Origin of the sequence: Luteimonas mephitis DSM 12574 (assembly GCF_000422305.1) — a bacterium.
Classification (GTDB): domain Bacteria; phylum Pseudomonadota; class Gammaproteobacteria; order Xanthomonadales; family Xanthomonadaceae; genus Luteimonas; species Luteimonas mephitis.
Genome location: NZ_AULN01000013.1, coordinates 298,135 through 317,886 on the forward strand (window position 1 = coordinate 298,135; position 19,752 = coordinate 317,886).

General features: G+C 71.4%; 17 protein-coding genes and 4 pseudogenes. 11 read left to right on the plus strand and 10 right to left on the minus strand.

Going from position 1 to position 19,752, the window contains the following annotated elements; translation table 11 throughout:
- Positions 1-395: 395 nt before the first annotated feature.
- From H570_RS0103855 to H570_RS0103885, 7 genes are all read right to left on the minus strand, one after another.
- Positions 396-2,216, minus strand: a complete 1,821-nt coding sequence (locus H570_RS0103855; protein ID WP_027079590.1) for a DUF885 domain-containing protein — start codon at positions 2,214-2,216, stop codon at positions 396-398.
- A 99-nt stretch (positions 2,217-2,315) separates the two neighbouring features.
- Positions 2,316-2,663 carry a lipid-A-disaccharide synthase N-terminal domain-containing protein gene (locus H570_RS0103860; RefSeq protein WP_027079591.1) on the minus strand — a complete coding sequence of 116 codons (348 nt, stop codon included), beginning with the start codon at positions 2,661-2,663 and terminating at the stop codon, positions 2,316-2,318.
- Between the two features lie 156 nt (positions 2,664-2,819).
- A complete protein-coding gene (locus H570_RS0103865) occupies positions 2,820-3,560 on the minus strand; it encodes a glycosyltransferase family 2 protein (RefSeq protein ID WP_027079592.1) in 741 nt (246 codons plus the stop codon).
- Positions 3,561-3,615: 55 nt separating this feature from the next.
- Positions 3,616-4,524, minus strand: a complete 909-nt coding sequence (locus tag H570_RS0103870; protein WP_027079593.1) for a ParB/RepB/Spo0J family partition protein — start codon at positions 4,522-4,524, stop codon at positions 3,616-3,618.
- Positions 4,521-5,348, minus strand: a complete 828-nt coding sequence (locus tag H570_RS16300) for a ParA family protein (RefSeq protein WP_051176092.1) — start codon at positions 5,346-5,348, stop codon at positions 4,521-4,523. The genes H570_RS0103870 and H570_RS16300 overlap by 4 nt, the downstream gene beginning before the upstream one ends.
- A 194-nt stretch (positions 5,349-5,542) precedes the next feature.
- Positions 5,543-6,190, minus strand: coding sequence for a 16S rRNA (guanine(527)-N(7))-methyltransferase RsmG (rsmG, locus tag H570_RS0103880; protein WP_027079594.1), 648 nt, complete (start codon positions 6,188-6,190; stop codon positions 5,543-5,545).
- Between the two features lie 107 nt (positions 6,191-6,297).
- The gene (locus tag H570_RS0103885) at positions 6,298-6,897 is read right to left on the minus strand and encodes a 4'-phosphopantetheinyl transferase family protein (RefSeq protein ID WP_027079595.1); all 600 of its coding nucleotides are present in this window, start codon (positions 6,895-6,897) and stop codon (positions 6,298-6,300) included.
- 104 nt (positions 6,898-7,001) lie between these two features.
- Here H570_RS0103885 and H570_RS0103890 point away from each other — a divergent pair, with 104 nt between their 5' ends.
- From H570_RS0103890 to H570_RS19575, 4 genes and pseudogenes are all read left to right on the plus strand, one after another.
- Entirely contained in the window at positions 7,002-8,414 is a 1,413-nt protein-coding gene (locus H570_RS0103890) for an AMP-binding protein (protein WP_036135037.1), read from the plus strand.
- 114 nt (positions 8,415-8,528) lie between these two features.
- A pseudogene (locus H570_RS19565) lies at positions 8,529-8,655 on the plus strand (GlsB/YeaQ/YmgE family stress response membrane protein); the annotation flags it as partial.
- Positions 8,628-8,723: pseudogene (locus tag H570_RS19570) on the plus strand (hypothetical protein); the annotation flags it as partial. The pseudogenes H570_RS19565 and H570_RS19570, both read left to right, overlap by 28 nt.
- Before the next feature lie 3 nt (positions 8,724-8,726).
- A pseudogene (locus H570_RS19575) lies at positions 8,727-8,798 on the plus strand (GlsB/YeaQ/YmgE family stress response membrane protein); the annotation flags it as partial.
- A gap of 170 nt (positions 8,799-8,968) precedes the next feature.
- Here the strand turns inward: H570_RS19575 and H570_RS18785 are convergent.
- The 3 genes from H570_RS18785 to H570_RS0103905 form a co-directional block, all read right to left on the minus strand.
- Positions 8,969-9,259, minus strand: a complete 291-nt coding sequence (locus H570_RS18785) for a hypothetical protein (RefSeq protein WP_156899822.1) — start codon at positions 9,257-9,259, stop codon at positions 8,969-8,971.
- Positions 9,260-9,485: 226 nt separating this feature from the next.
- Positions 9,486-10,259, minus strand: coding sequence for an exodeoxyribonuclease III (gene xth, locus H570_RS0103900; RefSeq protein ID WP_027079598.1), 774 nt, complete (start codon positions 10,257-10,259; stop codon positions 9,486-9,488).
- 91 nt (positions 10,260-10,350) lie between these two features.
- Positions 10,351-11,769, minus strand: coding sequence for a coniferyl aldehyde dehydrogenase (locus tag H570_RS0103905; protein WP_027079599.1), 1,419 nt, complete (start codon positions 11,767-11,769; stop codon positions 10,351-10,353).
- 118 nt (positions 11,770-11,887) lie between these two features.
- On the opposite strand from H570_RS0103905, the gene H570_RS0103910 reads away from it, so the two are divergent.
- The 7 genes and pseudogenes from H570_RS0103910 (at position 11,888) to H570_RS0103940 (ending at position 19,750) form a co-directional block, all read left to right on the plus strand.
- Positions 11,888-12,433, plus strand: coding sequence for a gamma carbonic anhydrase family protein (locus H570_RS0103910; protein ID WP_027079600.1), 546 nt, complete (start codon positions 11,888-11,890; stop codon positions 12,431-12,433).
- 225 nt (positions 12,434-12,658) lie between these two features.
- Complete coding sequence (locus H570_RS0103915) at positions 12,659-13,339, plus strand: RDD family protein (RefSeq protein ID WP_027079601.1); 681 nt, start codon at positions 12,659-12,661, stop codon at positions 13,337-13,339.
- A 172-nt stretch (positions 13,340-13,511) separates the two neighbouring features.
- A pseudogene (locus H570_RS16305) lies at positions 13,512-14,492 on the plus strand (stage II sporulation protein M); the annotation flags it as partial.
- A gap of 188 nt (positions 14,493-14,680) precedes the next feature.
- On the plus strand, positions 14,681-16,252 hold the full coding sequence (locus H570_RS0103925) for a DUF4129 domain-containing protein (protein ID WP_027079602.1): 1,572 nt from the start codon (positions 14,681-14,683) through the stop codon (positions 16,250-16,252).
- A complete protein-coding gene (locus tag H570_RS0103930) occupies positions 16,249-17,433 on the plus strand; it encodes a DUF4350 domain-containing protein (RefSeq protein WP_027079603.1) in 1,185 nt (394 codons plus the stop codon). The genes H570_RS0103925 and H570_RS0103930 overlap by 4 nt, the downstream gene beginning before the upstream one ends.
- On the plus strand, positions 17,430-18,419 hold the full coding sequence (locus H570_RS0103935; protein WP_027079604.1) for an AAA family ATPase: 990 nt from the start codon (positions 17,430-17,432) through the stop codon (positions 18,417-18,419). Before H570_RS0103930 ends, H570_RS0103935 begins: the two co-directional genes overlap by 4 nt.
- Positions 18,416-19,750 carry a DUF58 domain-containing protein gene (locus H570_RS0103940; RefSeq protein WP_245559530.1) on the plus strand — a complete coding sequence of 445 codons (1,335 nt, stop codon included), beginning with the start codon at positions 18,416-18,418 and terminating at the stop codon, positions 19,748-19,750. Before H570_RS0103935 ends, H570_RS0103940 begins: the two co-directional genes overlap by 4 nt.
- The last annotated feature ends 2 nt before the right edge of the window (positions 19,751-19,752 follow it).

The window sequence follows — 19,752 nt, forward strand, 5'->3', positions numbered from 1 at the left end:
AGTAAGTTGTTGTCGCCCATGGCCTGGGAGACGGCGGCCCCGGCGCACCCCGGATGGGAAGGCGCCACGCAAGACGGGTTGGATCCTCGCTGCCGGCGGCGGGCCGGAATCGCGCTTCCGGGCCCACCCGGTCACAGGCCTGGAAGGGCCGACCGGACGCAGTGAGCCGCGCATTATGCCGGCAGGCGGCGCCCCGGGCAAGGATTTGCGGGTGCCGGGCACCTCAATTCACTGCCCGGGGGAGCGGCGACAGCCCCGCGCTTTCCGCGCTGCCGGCCGGCGCCACCGCCTGCGCCGCGCCGGAGCGGGCCTGCCCAATCCCGTCCCGCAGCCGGCCCCGGGGCCGTGCCTCGGCGCCGCGCGCGAGCCGGCGAGCACGGCCCGTTCGCCGCGGGTCAGCGGCTGGCGCCCGCGGCGGCGGCGGGCACCCCGGACGCCACGATCCCGGCTTCGGCGATATACGCCCGCACCTGGCTTTCCAGCACCGGCAGCGGCACCGAGCCCTGCGCCAGCACCACGTCGTGGAACCGCTTCAGGTCGAAGCGCGGCCCGAGCGCCTGTTCGGCCTCCTTGCGCAGTCGCGAGATGGCCAGCTCGCCGAGCTTGTAGCTCAGCGCCTGCGCCGGCCACGAGATGTAGCGGTCGACCTCGGTGGTGACCTCGTGCTCGGACAGCGCGGTGCGGTCGCGCAGGTAGGCCAGCGCCTGGTCGCGGGTCCAGCCCTTGTGGTGCACGCCGGTGTCGATGACCAGCCGGCAGGCGCGCCACATGGCGTAGGTCAGGCGGCCGAAGTCCTCGTAGGGCGTCTGGTAGATGCCCATGTCCACGCCGAGGTCCTCGCTGTACAGGCCCCAGCCCTCGCCGTAGGCGGAGATGTAGTTCTTGCGCCGGAACGCCGGCTGCGCGTCCTGTTCGCGGGCCAGCGAGCCCTGCAGCGAGTGGCCGGGCGCCGATTCGTGCAGGGTCAGCGCCGGCAGGTTGTACAGCGGGCGCGAGGGCAGGTCGTAGGTGTTGACCCAGTAGGTGTCGGCGCCGCCGCGGCCTGCGGTCCAGAACGGCGCGATGTCGTCCGGCACCGGCACGATGGTGAAGCGCCCGCGCGGCAGGGTGCCGATGATCTTGCCGATCTCGCCATCCACGCGCTTGCTGATCCATGCGGCGCGGCGCAGCAGTTCTTCCGGCGTCCTGGCGTAGAACTGCGGATCGGTGCGCAGGAAGTGCAGGAACGCGGCGAACGTGTCCTTGCCGGCCGGCGCCTTGAAGCCGACCTCGCGGATGATCGCGTCCATCTCGGCCTGGATCCGGGCCACCTCGCGCAGGCCGACCTGGTGGATTTCCTCCGGCGTCAGGTCCAGCGTGGTGTATTCGCGGATCTGCTGCCGGTACCAGGCCTCGCCGCCGGGCATGGCCTCGGCGGCGAGCGTGTCGCGCGCGTTGGGCACGTATTCCTCGCGGAAGAACGTGAGCAGCTTGCCGAAGGCCGGGATCAGCCGTTCGCCGATCGCCTTGCGCGCGTCGGCGCGCAGCTGTTCCTGCTCCGCTTCCGGGATCGACGCAGGCATCTTCTCGAACGGCTTCCAGAACGCCGACTGTTCGGGGTCGTCGAGTTCGGCGACGTTGGCGATCGACACGTCACGCCCGGCCAGTACCGCCTTCGGCACGCTGAAGCCGCGCGCAAGGCCCGCGCGCATGTTTTCGACCTGCTGGTCGAAGTAGCGCGGCACGTCGGCCAGGCGGCCGATGTAGTTGCGGTAGGCGCGCGCGTCGCGCATCGGCCGGCGCGCCATGAACGCCAGGTTCGACCAGAACGAGCTGTCGGAATTGAACGGCATCTCGTAGTCGCGGAAGCGGACGCTGGCGGCGAGGTTTTCGACCTGTGGCCTGTAGACGGCAAAGTTGATCCGTTCGGCGGGCGACAGCGTGGCCGGGTCGACGCCCTGCAGCTTTTCCAGCACGCCGTCCCACATCGCCAGGCGGCGCTGCTGCGCGGCGGCGCCGACGTCGGGCAGGCGCGGCAGGTCGGCGCCGCCTTCATCGTCCTCGTCGCCGGCGATGCCGAACTCGCGCTCGCGCCAGGCCCATTCGGCTTCGTAGATGGCGCGGAACGCCGCGTCGGCGGCGGACGCTGCGGAGGAGGCAGGCGTGGTGGCGGTGTCCGCGGCGAGTGCGGACGCGGTGAGCGGCGCGGCCAGCGCGATTGCGAGCACGCAGGACAGTCGAATTTGGTTCAAGGCAGGAACCCCCGGGAAATATCTCCCCATCCTATCCGCGCCCCGGATTTCGTGCCCATGGCGAAAGTCCGTTGCGCGGCCGGCTCAGTGGCTGGCGCGGTCGCGGTTCCAGCCGCGGTGGCGGATGTCCAGGTACAGGCTGTAGGCCGCGGTGAAGGCGGGGAACAGGTTCTGCACCACGCCGACCGAGTCCTGCTTCTGCGAGAACACGAAATAGCTCAGCGTCATCACGCTGCCGACCAGGCTCATGTACCAGAACAGGCGCGGGATCACCGGCTTGCGGTGCCTGCGCGACGCGAGGAACTGCACCACCCAGCGGCCGCCGAACATCAGTGCGCCGGTCAGCCCGATCAGCTTCCATGGCGACATGTGCAGGCCGGTCCATGCGAGCCACTCGATCGGGCTGTTCATGAAATCGGTGGCGGGGATCATCGACGGTACTCCGGGGCGTGCCTTGGGGTGTCATCCCGGTTCCCGTGGAGGCAGGGTCGATCCGGGCGTGGAAAAGATCCCCTGCTGCGCCGGGGATGACAAGCCGGGTCCGGGACGAGGCCCGTGCCCCGCGCAGCCGCCGCGCGGCGCAGGCGCTCAGTCGGCTTCCTCGACGGCGGTGACCTTGCTGCGGCGGATCAGCCATGCCACGCCGCGCAGGTCGCCGATGCCCACCAGCGCGCGGTTGAGGTTGTTGTACTTCGATACGCCGGTGGTGCGGTGGCGATGGTTCACCGGCACGCTGGTGGTTTGCCAGCCGGCGCGCTGCATCAGCGCCGGCAGGTAGCGGTGCATGTGGTCGAAATACGGCAGGTCGAGGAAGGCGGCGCGTTCGAACAGTTTGATCCCGCAGCCGGTGTCGGGGGTGTCGTCGCGCAGCATCCGCGAGCGGATCGCGTTGGCCCACTTCGATGCCCAGCGCTTGCTGCCCGAGTCCTGGCGGTTGACGCGCCAGCCGGCGAACAGCTTGACCTCGGCCGGCGACAGCGCGCGCTGCGCGAGCAGCCCGGGAATGTCGGCCGGATCGTTCTGGCCGTCGCCGTCGAGGGTCGCGATCCACGCCCCGCGCGCGGCCTTCACGCCGTTGCGGATCGCGGTGCTCTGGCCGCTCTGAACGGCGTGGCGCAGCACCCGCAGCTCGGGCGTTGCGGCCCTCAGGCGCTGCAGCGCGTCGAAGGTGCCGTCGCGCGAATGATCGTCGACGTAGACGATTTCGAAGTCGCCGCCGTCATCCGCCGCGCGTCCGCGCAGCGCGGCCAGTATCTCGGCGACCAGCGGCGCGACGTTGTCCTGCTCGTTGAACACCGGGACGACGATGGACAGCTGCGGTGTGCTCATGGATGGTGGCGGACGGGAGCGATGGGAGCCGGACGGCGCGCGTGCAGGTTCGTGCTCAGGCCTTGGCGCGCAGCCGTTCGAGCACGCCGTCGAGCGTGTCCAGGTCGCTGTAGTGGATCACCAGCCGGCCCTTGCCGCCGCGACCGTGGACCACGCTGACCCGGGTGCCGAGCGATTCGGACAGCTCGGTTTCGAGCGAGGCGATGTCGGCCTGCGGGCGCGCCTTGCCGCCGCCGGCCTTCTTCGCGGCCACGGGCAGCTTGCCGGCCGCGAACTGCTGCGCGCGGTGCTCCACCTCGCGCACCGACCAGCCGTTCTCGGCCGCGTCCGAGGCCAGCTTGCTGGCCAGTTCCGGCGACAGCGTCAGCAGCGCGCGGGCGTGGCCCATCTCCAGTCGCCGCGCTTCGAGCAGCGCGCGGATCGCCGGCGGCAGCTCCAGCAGCCGCAGCAGGTTGGACACCGCCGCGCGCGAGCGCCCGACCGCGCCCGCGGCCTGCGCGTGGGTGAGGTCGAATTCGTCGATCAGCCGCTGCAGCGCCTGCGCTTCCTCCAGCGGGTTGAGGTCCTCGCGCTGGATGTTCTCGATCAGCGCCATCGCCACCACGGTGCGGTCGTCGGCGCGGCGCACCACCGCCGGGATCTCGGCCAGCCCGGCCAGGCGCGAGGCGCGCCAGCGGCGTTCGCCGGCGATGATCTCGAAGGTGCGGTCGGGCAGCTCGCGCACCACGATCGGCTGGATCACGCCCTGGGCGCGGATCGACTCGGCCAGTTCGTCGAGCTTGTCCTGGTCCCACTGCTTGCGCGGCTGGTACTTGCCCGGCGCGATCGCATCGACCGGCAGCGCGCGCAGGGTGTCGCCCGGGGTGGCTTCCAGCGCCGGGGCCTCGGCCGCGGCCTTGGGGCCCAGCAGGGCTTCCAGGCCCCGGCCGAGGCCGCGCTTCTTGGCGGGCGCCTTGGCGCTCATGCCGGGTTCTCCATCGGTGCGGGTTCCTGTTGCCTGCTGGTTTCGCGCTGGCCTTTCTCGCGTTCGCGCTGGCGCCGCAGCAGCTCGCCGGCCAGGCCCAGATAGGCGACCGAGCCGCGGCTGCCGCGGTCGTAGCCGACGATGCTCTGGCCGTGGCTGGGCGCCTCGGCCAGGCGCACGTTGCGCGGCACGATGGTGCGGAAGACCTTGTCGCCGAAATGGTTGGTGAGTTCGAGCGAGACCGCGTTGGCCAGGTTGTTGCGCACGTCGAACATGGTCCGCAGCACGCCCTCGATCTCCAGCCCCGGGTTGAGCCGCGCCTTGAGCGCGTCGATGGTCTGCAGCAGCGCGGTCAGCCCTTCGAGCGCGTAGTACTCGCACTGCATCGGCACCAGCACCGAGTCGGCGGCGGTCAGCGCGTTCAAGGTGAGCAGCGACAGCGCGGGCGGGCAGTCGATGATGATGAAGTCGTAGTCCGGGCGCAGCGGGTCGAGCGCGCGCTTGAGGCGCTGCTCGCGGCCCTCCTCGTCCATCAGCTCGATCTCGGCCGCGGTCAGGTCGGTGTTGCCCGGCATCAGGTCCAGCCCTTCGGGCGTGCGCACGATCGCGTCGCGCGCGTGCACTTCCTCCAGCAGCACGTCGCAGGTCGAGGCCTGCACTTCGCGCTTGTCCACGCCGCTGCCCATGGTGGCGTTGCCCTGCGCATCCAGGTCGACCAGCAGCACGCGCTTGGGCGTGCGCGACAGCGCCGCGGCAAGGTTCACCGCCGTCGTCGTCTTTCCGACGCCGCCTTTCTGGTTGGCGATGGCGATGATGCGGGCCATGGGGTCCGGAGCCTCGGTGCGTAGGGTGCGGACGCGGGCGCGGGCCAGCGATCCGGGCCGATGATTATGCATCACCCCAGCCGCCTGCCCCGGGGACGGGGCCATGGCTGGCGGCCGGCGCGTGGCCGTCCGCCCCCGGCCTGGCGGCGCACGGCACGCGCGGCGGTCGATGCCGGCGGCGCGCGCGGCTGTCTTCAGTGCGGTGCCCGGCCGACCACGACCAGGTGCCGCTCCGCGGCCAGCCCCGGCACGACCAGCGGATGCACGGCCTGCACCTGCCAGCCGGGCGGCAGCGCGGCGATCTCGTCGTCCGGCACCACGCCTTTCATGGCCAGCAGCCGTCCGCCCGGGCGCAGCAGGTGTGCGCCGGCGGCGAGCAGGTCGGCCAGGGCCGCCATCGCGCGCGCGGTGATGGCGTCGAACGCGCCCGGCTGCGCCAGCGCTTCGGCGCGCGATTCGGCCACCCGCACGTTGCCCAGCGCCAGCGTGCGCGCCGCCTCGCGCAGGAAGCGCGCCTTCTTGCCGTTGGACTCGACCAGGGTGACCTGCAGCGCCGGCACCGCGATCGCCAGCGGGATGCCCGGCAGGCCGGCGCCGCTGCCGAGGTCGGCCAGGTTGCCCAGGTCGCGCACGAAGGGTTGCATCGCCAGCGAATCGAGCAGGTGCAGCGACACCATCGCGCGCGGGTCGCGGATCGCGGTGAGGTTGTAGGTGCGGTTCCAGCGGTCGAGCAGGGCGAGGTAGGCCAGCAGCGGCACGGCCAGCGCGGCGTCGAGGCCGAGTGCGGCGAGGCCGGCGTCGAGTTCGGCGCGCAGGGCGGGATCGGAGGCAGCAGCATTCATCGGCACATTGTAGGAGCGGCCCACGGCCGCGAGCTCTTGCCGTTGCTCTCTTCCGCAGAGGCAGGCGAGGGCTCGACGAAGCAAGAGCTCGCGGCCATGGGCCGCTCCTACGGGGGCTGCGGGAGCGTTCGCCAGGCGAGGCTGGCCAGATAGCCCGGCATCGGCGTGAACGCGTGCAGCGTCCAGTCCGGTGGTGCGCCCAGTTCCGGATCGCAGGCCACCAGCGCCCAGTCGCCGCCGCGCAGGGCGAACTCGAGCCGGTGCAGGCCGAACGCCAGCCCACGGCCGTGCGCCTTGAGCACCGCTTCCTTGGCACACCACAGGCGCACGAACGCCGCTTCCTGCGCCGCAGCCGGCAGCGCCGCCAGCGCCTGGGTTTCGGCGCGGACGAAGAAGCGTTCGGCCAGCGCCAGCGCGCGCGGGCGCGGGCGCAGCAGTTCGAGGTCGGCGCCCACCTGCACGCCGTGGCCCAGCGCCACCAGCAGCCTTTCGCCGCTGTGGCTCCAGCTCACGTCGGCGTCGGCGGCCGGCGGATCGAATCTCGGGCGCCCATGCATGTCGCGCCGCAGCGGCAGCGCGTCGGCAGGCAGGCCCAGCGCTTCGACCAGCCATGGCCGCACCAGCGCCTCGGCCGGCGTGCCGTGGCGATACGGGCCCCAGGCGCAGCGCAGCGGACCGATGGCGCGCTCGTCGGACAGGCTGAACATGAATCGCGGCTTGGCGTCTGGCACGCCGCTCAGCGTAAGCTAATCGACGGGGATCTACGGATAGGGACACAGGGCGGCGATCGTCGCCCGGCCAGAACCACGCAATGTCGGCAGTCATCGAAAGCCAGCCAGGGCCGTCCGCGACGGCACCCGCTTCCGCACAGCCACTCGCCCGCGGCGAGGGCGCGCGCGCGGTCGCATTCGACGCGGCGGGCGCGGTTTCGCTCGATACCTTTTTCTCGCACGTGCGCGGCCTGGCGCGGCAGCTGCCCGAGGCGGGCCATGCGATCAACCTGTGCGAGGACCGCTACCGCTTCCTGGTCGCGTTCTGCGCGGTCGCGCTGCGTGGCCAGACCACGCTGCTGCCGCCGTCGCGCACGCGCGCCGCGATCGACGAGGTGCGCGCGCAGCACCCGCAAAGCTACTGCCTGGGCGATGGCGACCATTGCGGCTGCCCGCACGCCTCGCTCGCGCCGCTGCCGCACTACGTGCGCATGCCCGACGCGTTGCCGCAGTGCGACGGCGAGCGCCCGCGGATCGACGACGATGCGCTGGTCGCGATCGGCTTCACCTCCGGCAGCACCGGCGCGCCAAAGCCGAATGCCAAGACCTGGCGCAGCTTCCGGACCAGCACCGCGCAGAACCTGGCCGCGCTGTCGGGCCTGTGGCCCGACGACGCCATCGCGCAGGCCGTGGCCACGGTGCCGCCGCAGCACATGTACGGCATGGAGATGTCGGTGTTGTTGCCGCTGCTGGGCAACGTGGCCGTGCACAACGCGCGTCCGTTCTTCCCACAGGACGTCGTCGAAGCGCTGGCCCAGGCCCGCGCGCCGCGGCTGCTGGTGACCACGCCGGTGCACCTGCGCGCGCTGGTCGAGGCACGGGTGTCACTGCCGCCGATGGCCGCGATCGTCACCGCGACCGCGCCGCTGCCGCAGCCGCTGGCCGCCGCGGCCGAAGCGCGTTTCGGCTGCGAGGTGCGCGAGCTGTTCGGCTCCACCGAGACCTGCGTGATCGCGCGCCGCCGCACCGCGCTGGAGGACGCGTGGACGCCGCTGCCCGGCGTGCGCGTCGCACCGCAGCCCGATGGCACCCTCGTGTACGCCGCGCACCTGCCGCAGCCGGTGGTGCTGGCCGACCTGGTGGAACTTCTCGACAGCGGCCGCGAAGCCGCAGGCCGCTTCGTGCTGCGCGGCCGCCAGGGCGACCTGCTCGAGATCGCCGGCAAGCGCGCCTCGCTCGGCGACCTGACGCGGCGCTTGCTGGCCATCGCCGGGGTGCGCGATGGCGTGGTGTTCCAGCTCGACGACGCCGACGGCATCGGCGTGCATCGCATCGCCGCGCTGGTGGTCGCCCCGGCGCTGACCGAGTCCGACATCCTGCGGGCACTGCGCCGCAGCATCGATCCAGTGTTCCTGCCGCGCCGCCTGCGCTGCGTCGAGGCCCTGCCCCGCAACGAGACCGGCAAGCTGCCGCGCGCCGCGCTGCTGCGGTTGCTGCACGGCAACAACGGCTGACCCCTCCTCGCCCGACCTCCGCGACGCGGTCGTCACGCGGCCGCCGACAGACTCCATGCTGCCTCCTGCGAGGAGGCGTCGGGTCTCTCGCCAAAAAACTGAAGGAGTCGCAGCATGAGTTTCATCATCTGGTTGATCGTGGGTGGGATCATCGGCTGGCTTGCAAGCATGATCATGAAGACCGACGCGCAGCAGGGAGTGATCCTGAACATCGTGGTCGGCATCGTCGGTTCGTTCCTGGGCGGCTTCTTCATCGCGCCCCTGCTGGGCACGGGAACGGTCAACAGCGGTGATTTCAGCATCATGGGGCTGCTCGCCTCGCTGATCGGCGCAATCATCCTGCTGGCGATCGTCAATCTGTTCAGGCGTGGTCGCGTGCGCTGAGCATGCGTTCGCGCGTTAGCAAAGGCCCGGCGATGCCGGGCCTTTGTTTTTGGATCCGCCGCCGCCGTTGCTTCCTTGCTTTTAATGATCACGCCGGACTATCGATATCCGCCGACCCGGAGGGGGGCGCACAAGGATGTGCGCCGTTTTTCTACGAGGCAGGATGCCGATTAGAAAAATCCCCGCGTCGACGAATCGCCGGGTGAGCTCTGTACGAGGAAGCGTTTTTCTTTGCTTCGTTTCTTTTGACGCTTATCAAAAGAAATGAAGTCGCCGAAGGCGAAAGCTTCTGATTTTCGCCGTTTGCTTTCGCCGTTGGTTTCGATCTCAGAAACCGTAGAAGAAGCAAGGATCAAGGGCGTTTCGCCCGCTTCGCGGGCGAGTTCATTTCTTTGATAAGCGTCAAAGAAACGAACCAAAGAAAACGCTTTTCCCGTACACACCTCCCGCAGCAGCGTCACGTTGCGCGGGGATTTTTCTAATCGGCATCCTGCCTCATAGAAAAACGCCGCACGTCCTGTGCGGCGCCCTCCGGGTCTACGAATACTGGTGGCGCGGTGTGATCTTCAGAAGCAATATCACCGCAACCGCAACCGCAACCGCAACAACAACAACAACGTATGTCGTTGCTGGCGGGTTGTCGGCGGGTGCCTTCGATTCGCCGTGTGACGCGACGTGCCGGCTTGCTCACGCGCCCAGCGTGACCCACGCCGGCGCGTGGTCGCTCGGGCGTTCCCAGGTCCTCGGCTCGCGGTCGATGCCCGCTTCGATCGCGTGCGGGCGCAGGGCGTCAGACACCAGGGTCAGGTCGATGCGAAGGCCGAGGTCGCGGCGGAAGCCGGCCTGGCGATAGTCCCACCAGCTGAAGATGCCGGCCGCGTCGTGGTGCAGGCGGAAGCCGTCGTGCAGGCCCAGCGCCTGCAGCCGCTGCAGCGCGGCGCGCTCGTCGGTGGAGGTGAGGATGTGGGTGTCGTTCCAGACCGCCGGGTCGTGCACGTCGCGGTCGTCCGGGGCGATGTTGAAGTCGCCGAGGACCACCATCCGCGGGTGCGCCTTGATCTCTTCGGCCAGCCAGTCGTGCACGGCATCGAGCCAGCGCAGCTTGTAGGCGTACTTGTCGGTGCCGACGTCCTGGCCGTTGACCACGTACAGGTTGACCACGCGCACGCCGTCGACGGTGGCGGCGATCACCCGCTTCTGTTCGTCGTCGAAGCCGGGAATGCCGGCCTGCACGTCGTCGATCGCGCGGTCGCGCGCAAGGATCGCCACGCCGTTGTAGGTCTTCTGGCCGGAGAACACGCTGCGGTAGCCGAGGCCGGCGAGCGCAGCGTCGGGGAACTTGTCGTCGGACAGCTTGGTTTCCTGGATGCCGACCACATCGGGCTGCGCGTCGCGCAGCCACTGTTCGAGGTGCGGCAGGCGCACGTTGAGCGAGTTGACGTTCCAGCTGGCGATTTTCATGTGCGTGCCCTGTAGGAGCGCCCCATGGGCGCGATCAGCCTTCATCGGCAAAACGTCGCGCCCATGGGGCGCTCCTGCAGGATACGGGGTCTCATCCGGCGAGGAATTGCACCATGCGCTCGACGAATCCCCGATACGGCGGCTTGAGCAGGTCGCTCGCCGCCTTCCGCGGCTGCCACAGCACCGGCATCGCGTGGGTCATCGCGTCGAAGCCGGCGCGGCCGTGGTACTGGCCCATGCCGCTGGCGCCGACGCCGCCGAACGGCAGGTTGCCGGCGGCGAAATGCAGCAGGGTGTCGTTGACGGTGACGCCGCCGGCAAGCAGGCGGCCGAGGATCCTTTCCACCGTCGCGCGGTCGCGGCTGAAGGGATACAGCGCCAGCGGCCGGTCGCCGGCCTCGACCCAGTCGAGCGCTTCGTCGAGGTTCCGATAGCTGCGGATCGGCAGGATCGGGCCGAAGATCTCCTCGCGCATCACGCTGGCGTCGTCGCCCGGTTCCAGCACCAGTGTGGGCGCGATCATGCGTTCGGCTTCCGCGCGCACGGGGTCGAGCGCGATCAGCTCGATCACCTCCAGCCCGCGCGCGCGCGCGTCGTCGAGGTAGCCGCGCAGGCGTCGGTACTGGCCTTCGTTGATGATGCGGGTGAGGTCGTCGGCTTGCTTCAGGTCGCCGTAGCGCGAACGCGCCTGTTCGCGCAGCGCGGCGACCAGCGCGTCGCGGCTGGCATGGTCGACCAGCACGTAGTCGGGCGCGATGCAGGTCTGGCCGGCGTTGAGCCACTTGCCGGTCGCCAGCCGCGCGGCGGCCTGCGCGGGCGGGAAATCCGCGGCCACGATCGCCGGCGACTTGCCGCCCAGCTCCAGCGTCAGCGGGGTGAGGTTGGGCGCCGCGGCCGCCATCACCTTGCGGCCCACGGCGGTGGAACCGGTGAACACGAGGTGGTCGAACGGCAGCGCCGAGAACTGCGCGCCCAGCGTGGCGTCGCCGAGCGCGACCGCGACGCGATCGGCGGGGAACACCTGCGCCAGCAGGTCGCGCAGCCAGGCGCTGGTGCGCGGGGTGTGCTCGGACGGCTTGAGGTAGACGTGGTTGCCGGCGGCGATCGCGGTGGCCAGCGGGATCAGCGCCAGGTTGATCGGATAGTTCCACGGCGACATCACCCCGACCACGCCCAGCGGTTCGGGCCGCAGCTGCGCGCGCGCCGGCCACAGCCGCCAGCCGCTGCCGACCCGGCGCGGCTTCATCCAGCTGCGCAGCTTGCCGCGCAGGTGGTCGAGTTCGGCGGTCACCGGCATCGATTCGCCGAGCAGGGTTTCGTGCGCGGAGCGATGGCCGAAGTCGGCGCCGACCGCGTCGAGCATGGCGCCGCGGCCGGCCTTGAAGGCGTCGCGCAGGCGGGCCAGGTCGTCGAGGCGCTGGCGCGCATCGGGGCGGTTGTTCCGCCAGGCATCGCGCAGGCGGTCAAGAGTGGGGCGCAGTTCGGAAGCGGGGCTGTCGAGGGTGTCCATTGCAGGACTATACGTCGCCGCATGGGCATTTGTAGGAGCGCCCCGAGGGCGCGATCACTTCACCGGGAACTCCCCGTCGCGCCTGTGGGCGCTCCCGCCAGGCGGCTAGAATCCGGGCATGAACAGCCTCCGCCCCTATCGCGACGTCTTCCCCGGCCTCGGCGCGCGCGTCTACATCGACCCGGATGCCAGCGTCATCGGCGACGTGGTGCTCGGCGACGACGTGTCGGTGTGGCCGCAGGTGGTGATCCGCGGCGACGTCAACTTCGTCCGCATCGGCGCGCGGACCAACGTGCAGGACGGCACCGTGATCCACGTCAGCCACGATGGCCCGCACGCGAAGCTCGGGGGATTTGCCACCGTGATCGGGCAGGACGTGACGATCGGGCACAAGGCGATCCTGCACGCCTGCGAGGTCGAGGACGCGGTGCTCATCGGCATGGGCGCGATCGTGCTCGACGGCGCGCTGGTGAAAAAGCACGCCTTCGTCGGCGCCGGTGCGCTGGTGCCGCCCGGCCGCACCGTGGGCGAGGCCGAGCTGTGGGTCGGCAACCCGGCGCGCAAGCTGCGGATGCTCAGCGACGCCGAGATCGAGGGGCTGCACTACAGCGCGCAGCATTACGTGCGGCTGAAGGACGAGTACATCGCCGCAGGCGTGCCGTAGATCGAGCCGTTGCAGGAGCGGCCCATGGCCGCGAGATTTTGCAGACTCCCGGGCTGGATCAAAAGCTCGCGGCCATGGGCCGCTCCTGCAGAAGGCAGATCCTGGCGCGACGCGTTTGCGCCGACGTCATGAGTCGGTAGAGTAGCGACGGGGATCGGCTTCGGATGCGGACGGCATGGATGACCTGATGGCGGCGCGCGTGCGCGGCGGGGCGACCGCAGGCTGATGCTCGATACCTTCCGCGAAGTCCACACGCCCGAGGGCGTCGCGCTGCGGCTGCCCGCCGCCGGCCCGGTGCCGCGCGCGCTGGCGTGGCTGATCGACCTGGGCATCCGGATCGGCGTGCTGAGCGTGTCGAGCGCGCTGCTGGGCATCCTCGGCAAGGCCGGCATCGGCCTGTACATGGTCCTCGTGTTCGTGATGCTGTGGCTGTACCCGGTGGTGTTCGAGGCCATGTTCGACGGCCAGACGCCCGGCAAGCGGGCGATGGAGCTGCGCGTGGTCTCCGCCGACGGCGCGCCGGTCGGCTGGCTGGCATCCTTCATCCGCAACCTGCTGCGCACGGTCGATGCGCTGCCGGTCGGTTACGGCTTCGGCCTGGTGGCGAGCCTGTCCGATCCGTTCGGGCGCCGCCTGGGCGACATGGTGGCCGGCACCCTGGTGGTGCACGCGCCGCGCTTGCGCACGCCACCCGCGCCGCCGGTGGTGGGCGTGCAGGCGCCGCTGCATCCGCTGCGGCCGGAGGAGCAGGTGGCGGTCATTGCCTTCGCCGAACGCGCCGCGCAGCTCACGCCCGAACGGCAGGAGGAGCTGGCCGACATCGCCGAGCCGGCCACCGGCGCGCGCGGCGAAACCGGGGTGATGCGGCTGCTGGGCATTTCCAACTGGCTGCTGGGGCGGCGGTGATGGTGAAGCCGGGATTCGGGATTCGGGATCGGGGATTCGGAACGGCGCATACGCGGCGCGCCGTTGCCGCACCCGCACGCACGCACGCGGTCCCGGGCCTTTCGAGGGCAGGCAACGGACCCGGCCTCCCGCTTTTCCGAATCCCCGATCCCGAATCCCGAATCCCCGCCCCATGAAACAGGCGCACTTCGTCGCGCGCCACGAGCGCGAGTGGGATGCCTTCGCGCAGTGGCTCGACGCGCGCGCCGGCAGCCCGCGCAGCGCCCGCGCGGCGCGCGGCTGGCAGGGCCTGCGCGACGAGGACATGCCGGCGCGCTACCGGCGCCTGTGCCAGCAGCTCGCCCTCGCCCGGCGCCGCAACTACAGCCCGGTGGTGACGGCGCGCCTGCAGGAGCTGATGCAGCGCGGCCACAACGCGCTGTATCGTCCGGCGCCGCCGCGCTGGCGGCGGGCGCTGGAATTCCTGCTGGCCGATTTCCCGCGCCTGGTGCGCGCGCAGCGCGGCTGCCTGTGGGTATCGGCGCTGCTGTTCGCGGGGTCCACGGTGGCGATGTACTTCGCGGTGCGCTGGCGGCCGGAGCTGATCCACAGCCTGTTCGATCCGCAGCAACTGGCGCAGTTCGAGTCGATGTACGACCCGGCCGCGCCGGGCGCGAAGCTCGGCCGCGACAGCGGCAGCGACCTGGCGATGTTCGGCTACTACATTGCCAACAACATCGGCATCGGCTTCCGCACCTTCGCCAGCGGCCTGCTGGCGGGCGTGGGTTCGCTGCTGGTGCTGGTGTCCAACGGCGTGATCTTCGGCGCGGTCGCCGGGCACCTGCAGGGCATCGGCCACGGCGGGCCGTTCTGGCGCTTCGTGGTCGGGCATTCGGCGCCGGAACTGTCGGCGATCGTGGTCGCCGGCGCGGCCGGGCTGCGACTGGGACTCGACCTGCTCGCGCCGGGCCGGCGCAGCCGCCTCGATGCACTGGTCGAAGGCGGCAAGGTCGGCGGCAAGCTGTGCCTGGGGGTGTTCGCGATGCTGCTGTTCGCGGCGTTCGTGGAAGCCTTCTGGTCGTCGATCGGGTCGATCCCCGGACCGGTGAAGTTCGCCGTCGGCGGCATGCTGTGGGCGCTGGTGCTCGGTTGGCTCGCGTTCGCCGGGCGAGGCGAGCCCGCTCGCGCAGCACTGCTGCGCGGCTCGCCGAGCGACCGGCCATGGGTGAGGTCAGGGCGCTTGCGAGGCACTGCCTCGCGCCCTGACCGAACGCCTCGCGCGCTGCGCGAGGCCGGGCTGGCCGGGCCGGTGGCTCCGGAGCCGACGCAGTCGCGCCATGGACGGCAGCGGGGACGCACGCCATGAAGCTCGAATCGCTGCGCGTCGAACTGCGCCCGCGCTCGCCGTGGGAAGCGGTCGAACTGGGCACCGCGCTGGTGCGTCGCAATGCCGCGGCGATCTGGATCCCGTGGCTGCTGGTGGTTGTGCCGGTGTTCGTCGCGGTCAACCTCGGCGCGCTGGCCGCGGGCCGCATCTGGATCGCGTGGCTGGCGATGTGGTGGCTCAAGCCGCTGTTCGACCGCATCCCGCTGTTCGTGCTCTCGCGCGCGGTGTTCGGCGAAACGCCGACCACGCGGCAGACGCTGGCCGCGCAGCGCGGCTGGGGCTGGCGCGCGATGCGCGGCCACCTGCTGTGGCGCCGCATCAGCCTGACCCGCGCGCTGATGCTGCCGGTCGACCTGCTCGAAGGCGCCGACGGCGGCCGCCTGCGCGAGCGCCGCAGGGTGCTGGGCAGCGGCGTGGGCGGGCAGGCGATGCTGCTGACGCTGGTCTGCGTTCTGTTCGTGGTGGCGCTGTCGCTGTCGATGCTGTCGCTGGCGCTGCTGTTCGTGCCGTGGGAGTTCCTGTCCGAATCGGTGCGCGCGGCCTGGTCGCTGCTGACCGTGCAGCCGCCGCCGTGGGCGCAGTTCACGCTGCATGCGGTGGCGTGGATCGCGACCAGCGCGATCGAGCCGTTCTACGTCGGCGCCGGCTTTGGCCTGTACCTCAACCGGCGCACCCGGATCGAGGCCTGGGACGTGGAAATCGCGCTGCGCCGCATGCGCACGCGGCTGGCGACGACGGCGTCAGCGCTGCTGCTCGTCGCCGGCATGTCGTCGCTGCTCCCGCTGCCGTCGCAGGCCGCCGCGCCGCAGGCGCACGCCGCGCAGGACGAAGCCCCCGCGCGGCAGCGCCCGCGTGCGGAAGATGCGGCCGCGCGCAGCGGCGCGGAGGCGGCGCGCATCGGCGAGATATTCGGCGATGCGTACGTCGACGATCCCGGTTTCGACAAGGCGGTCGAGCAGGCCTATCGCGATCCGCTGCTGCGGCCCAAGCGCACGCAGTCGCACTGGCAGGCGCGCAAGCGCGAGCGCCAGGCGCCGCCGTCGATGCTGCCGTTCCCCGCGCTGGCGAAGGTCGTTGCCTTCATCGGCGAGTTCGGGCTGTGGCTGCTGCTGCTCGCGCTGCTCGCGGTGCTGGCCGCCACCGCGAAGCGCTGGCTGCCGTGGCTGCGCGGCGGCGTGCTGGTCCGGGAGCCACCCGCGCCGGTCGAAGTGGCCGACACCACGCTGCCCGACGTGCTGCCCGAGGACATCGCCGCGGCGGCGCGCCGGCTGTGGCGCGAAGGCCGGCCGCGGCGCGCGCTGGCCCTGCTGTACCGCGCCAGCGTCGAGGCGATGGCCGCGCGCGCGGCGGTGACGCTGGTGCCCGGCGCGACCGAGTCCGAATGCCTGCGCGCATCAAGGCGCATGCCCGAACCGCAGGACCGCGATGCGTTCGCGCGCGTTGTCCGCGTCTGGCAGTACGCGGCCTATGCGCAGCGGCTGCCGGACGAAGGCGAGTTCGACCGCCTGCTCGACACGCTCGCGCAGCGCTTCGGGTGGGCGCGATGAAGGTGTCCGGGCGCAACGTCGTGCTGGTGGTGCTGGGCCTGCTGGTCGCCGCCGCGGCAACGGCGTGGTGGACGTACAACTACGAGTACGTCGAGACCGAAGTCACCCTGCGGCCGCGCGGCGAGGCCAGCTACAACCCGCTGTACGCGCTCAAGCTCGCCCTGCAGGCCGACGGCGTGCAGGCGACGTCGCGCCAGCGCCTGCAGCTGGACGACGTGCCGCCCGGCGCGCAGGACACGGTGCTGGTGCTCAACGACCCGCGCACGCTGTCGGTCGAGGACGTGAACGACCTGCTGGACTGGGTGGAGGACGGCGGCCACCTCCTGGTGCGCACGCCGCCGCTGGAGCGAGGCGAGGCCACCCGCGCGGGCGAACTGTTCGAGGCGCTGCAGCTGCGGCCGGTGGCGTCCTTCGGCTGCATGCGCATCGCGCAGCCGCAGGGCGGCCGCGATCGCAGCGACAAAGGCAAGCACGACCACGACCGCGACGACGATGGCGAACCGGCGGAACACGCCGTTGCGTTCTGCGGCGGCACCCGTTTCCGCATGCTCGGCGTCGAACCGCTGCAGTCGTGGGGCGACCTCGACAACGGCTACGCCTACGCGCGCCTGGCGCACGGCGAGGGTACGGTGGACGTGGTGGCGGACTTCAACTTCCTCACCAACGCTTCGCTGGAACGTCCCGCGTCCAGCACGTTGGCGCGGCAACTGCTGCAGCCGGGCTGGAAGCGCGGCACCGTGCACCTGGTGTACGCGGCCAACATGCCGTCGCTGTGGCGACTGCTGCTCGAAACCGCGTGGATGGCGTGGCTGCCCGCGCTGCTGGCGCTGGCCGCGTGGCTGTGGCTGCGCACGCAGCGCTTCGGTCCGCGGCTGCCATCGCCGGAGCCGGCGCGGCGCGCGCTGCTCGAACACGTGCAGGCCAGCGGCGAGCACCTGTGGCGCTACGGTCGCGCGTCGGCGCTGTATGCCGCGGTGCGCGAGGTGTTCATGGCCCGCCTGCGCCGCCGCGACCCGCTGGCCGCCGCGCTCGACGGGCGTGCGCAGGCAGAGGCCATCGCGCTGCGCACCGGCGTCACGATCGCCGATGTCGAACACGCCCTGCAGACGCCGCGTCCCAACGACGGCGCCGACTTCCGCCACCGCATCGCAAGACTCCTCCAGTTGAGGCAACAGCTATGACCGATCCGCAAACGCTTCCCGCCCCGATCACCGGCGACGACCTCGCCGCCCGCGTCAGCGCGGTGCGCGACGAAGTGTCGAAGGCCTTCATCGGCCAGGCCGACGTGCTCGACCAGATCCTGGTCGCGCTGCTTGCCGGCGGCCACGTGCTGGTCGAGGGCGTTCCCGGCCTTGGCAAGACGCTGCTGGTGCGCGCGCTGGCCCGCGCGCTGGGCTGCGACTTCGCACGCGTGCAGTTCACCCCCGACCTGATGCCCAGCGACGTCAGCGGCCACGCCGTGTACGACCCGAAGACCGAGGGCTTCGTGGTCCGCCGCGGCCCGGTGTTCACCAACCTGCTGCTCGCCGACGAGATCAACCGCGCGCCGGCCAAGACCCAGTCGGCGCTGCTGGAAGTGATGCAGGAGCGGCAGGTCACGATCGAAGGCTCGAGCTTCGCGCTGGCGCCGCCGTTCATGGCGCTGGCCACGCAGAACCCGGTCGAGCAGGAGGGCACCTATCCGCTGCCCGAAGCGCAGCTCGACCGCTTTCTGCTGAAGGTGCTGATCGACTACCCATCGCAGGCCGACGAGGCGCGCATGGTCATCGCCGTCAGCCAGGGCCGCACCGCCGCCGACTTCGACCTGTCGCAGGTCGCGCAGGTGCTGTCGGCCGATGACATCGTGGCGATGCAGCTGGGCACCGCGCAGGTCACGCTCGACGACGCGGTGGTGCAGTACGCGGTGCGGATCGCCGCGGCCACGCGCAAGTGGCCGGGCATCGCGCTGGGCGCCGGCCCGCGCGGCAGCCTGGCGCTGGTGCGCGCCGCGCGCGCGCAGGCGGTGCTGATGGGCCGCGACTTCGTCACCCCCGACGACATCCGCGACATCGCCAAGCCGGCGCTGCGCCATCGCATCGCACTGGCGCCGGAGCTGCAGATCGAAGGCCAGGATCCCGACCAGGTGCTGCACGCGCTGCTGGCCAAGGTGGAGGCGCCGCGGCAGTGAGCGACGCCGTCGCCAGCCGCAGCGCGCTGCCGCGACCGGGCCCGGCGCTGGTCGCCGTGCTCGCGCTGTGGGGCGTGGTCGGCGTCGCGGCGAGCTTCGGCGTGCTGCCTGCCCGCGCATGGCAACTCGCGGGCGCGGCGATTGCCGTGGCCGCGCTGCTCGACCTGCTGCGCCTGCGCCGCCGTGCCACCCCGGAAGTCGTGCGCGAGCTGCCCGAGGCGCTGCCGGTGGGGATCGAACGCGAAGTCACGCTGCACCTCGAATCCGGCCCGCGCCGGCAGCGCCTGGACGTGTTCGACCTGCATCCGGGCGGCTGGGAATCGACCGGCCTGCCGCGCTCGCTGCGGCTGCCGCCCGGCACGGTGTCGAGCTTCGGCTACCGGCTGCGGCCCACGGCGCGCGGCGACTTCCGCTTCGAGGGCGTGCAGCTGCGCCTGCTGTCGCCGTGGCGGCTGTGGCGGCAGTCGCGCGTGGCGGGCTTGCCGCAAACGGTGCGCGTGTTCCCCAACTTCGCGCCGCTGGCGCGCTTCGCGCTGCTGTCGGCCGAGCAGGCCTCGCGGATGGTCGGCGCGCACCTCAAGCGCCGCCGCGGCGAGGGCACCGACTTCCACCAGATGCGCGAATACCGCATCGGCGACAGCCTGCGCCAGATCGACTGGAAGGCCACCGCGCGCGCGCGCAAGCTGATCTCGCGCGAATACCAGGACGAGAAGAACCAGCAGCTGATCGTGGTGCTCGACACCGGCCGCCGGATGCTCGCGCGCGACGGCGCGCTGGCGCATTTCGACCACGCGCTGGACGCATCGCTGGTGGTGTCGTATCTCGCATTGCGGCAGGGCGATGCGGTCGGCCTGTTCGCCACCGGCGGCGAGCAGCGCTGGGTCGCGCCGCAGCGCAGCCTGGGCGCGATCGACACCCTGCTGCGCGCCAGCTACGACCTGCAGCCGCAGCCGGTCGCGACCGATTACCTGGCCGCCGCCACCGGCCTGTCGCTGCGCCAGCGCCGTCGCGGCCTGCTGATGCTGGTGACCAACCTGCGCGACGAAGACAGTGAAGACCTGCTGGCGGCGGTGCGGATGCTGCAGCGCCGCCACCTGGTGGTGGTGGCTTCCCTGCGCGAACGCGCCATCGACGGAGCACTGGACGCCGATGTCGACGAGCTGCCGGATGCCCTGCGCGCCGCCGCCGCCGCGCGCTACCTCGCGCAGCGCGCCGCGGTGCACGACGCCCTGCGCCACCAGCGCGTGATGGTGCTGGACGTGACGTGCGAACAGTTGCCGGCGGCGCTGGTGGAAAAGTACCTGGCGATCAAGCGCGACGGGATGCTGTAACC

What these genes read in the sequence shown, in the direction of transcription:
- H570_RS0103860 (WP_027079591.1), bottom strand. Translation starts at nt 2,663, where the DNA reads ATGATCCCCGCCACCGATTTCATGAACAGCCCGATCGAGTGGCTCGCA.
- H570_RS0103865 (WP_027079592.1), bottom strand. Translation starts at nt 3,560, where the DNA reads ATGAGCACACCGCAGCTGTCCATCGTCGTCCCGGTGTTCAACGAGCAG.
- H570_RS0103870 (WP_027079593.1), bottom strand. Translation starts at nt 4,524, where the DNA reads ATGAGCGCCAAGGCGCCCGCCAAGAAGCGCGGCCTCGGCCGGGGCCTG.
- H570_RS16300 (WP_051176092.1), bottom strand. Translation starts at nt 5,348, where the DNA reads ATGGCCCGCATCATCGCCATCGCCAACCAGAAAGGCGGCGTCGGAAAG.
- rsmG (WP_027079594.1), bottom strand. Translation starts at nt 6,190, where the DNA reads ATGAATGCTGCTGCCTCCGATCCCGCCCTGCGCGCCGAACTCGACGCC.
- H570_RS0103885 (WP_027079595.1), bottom strand. Translation starts at nt 6,897, where the DNA reads ATGTTCAGCCTGTCCGACGAGCGCGCCATCGGTCCGCTGCGCTGCGCC.
- H570_RS0103890 (WP_036135037.1), top strand. Translation starts at nt 7,002, where the DNA reads ATGTCGGCAGTCATCGAAAGCCAGCCAGGGCCGTCCGCGACGGCACCC.
- xth (WP_027079598.1), bottom strand. Translation starts at nt 10,259, where the DNA reads ATGAAAATCGCCAGCTGGAACGTCAACTCGCTCAACGTGCGCCTGCCG.
- H570_RS0103905 (WP_027079599.1), bottom strand. Translation starts at nt 11,769, where the DNA reads ATGGACACCCTCGACAGCCCCGCTTCCGAACTGCGCCCCACTCTTGAC.
- H570_RS0103910 (WP_027079600.1), top strand. Translation starts at nt 11,888, where the DNA reads ATGAACAGCCTCCGCCCCTATCGCGACGTCTTCCCCGGCCTCGGCGCG.
- H570_RS0103915 (WP_027079601.1), top strand. Translation starts at nt 12,659, where the DNA reads ATGCTCGATACCTTCCGCGAAGTCCACACGCCCGAGGGCGTCGCGCTG.
- H570_RS0103925 (WP_027079602.1), top strand. Translation starts at nt 14,681, where the DNA reads ATGAAGCTCGAATCGCTGCGCGTCGAACTGCGCCCGCGCTCGCCGTGG.
- H570_RS0103930 (WP_027079603.1), top strand. Translation starts at nt 16,249, where the DNA reads ATGAAGGTGTCCGGGCGCAACGTCGTGCTGGTGGTGCTGGGCCTGCTG.
- H570_RS0103935 (WP_027079604.1), top strand. Translation starts at nt 17,430, where the DNA reads ATGACCGATCCGCAAACGCTTCCCGCCCCGATCACCGGCGACGACCTC.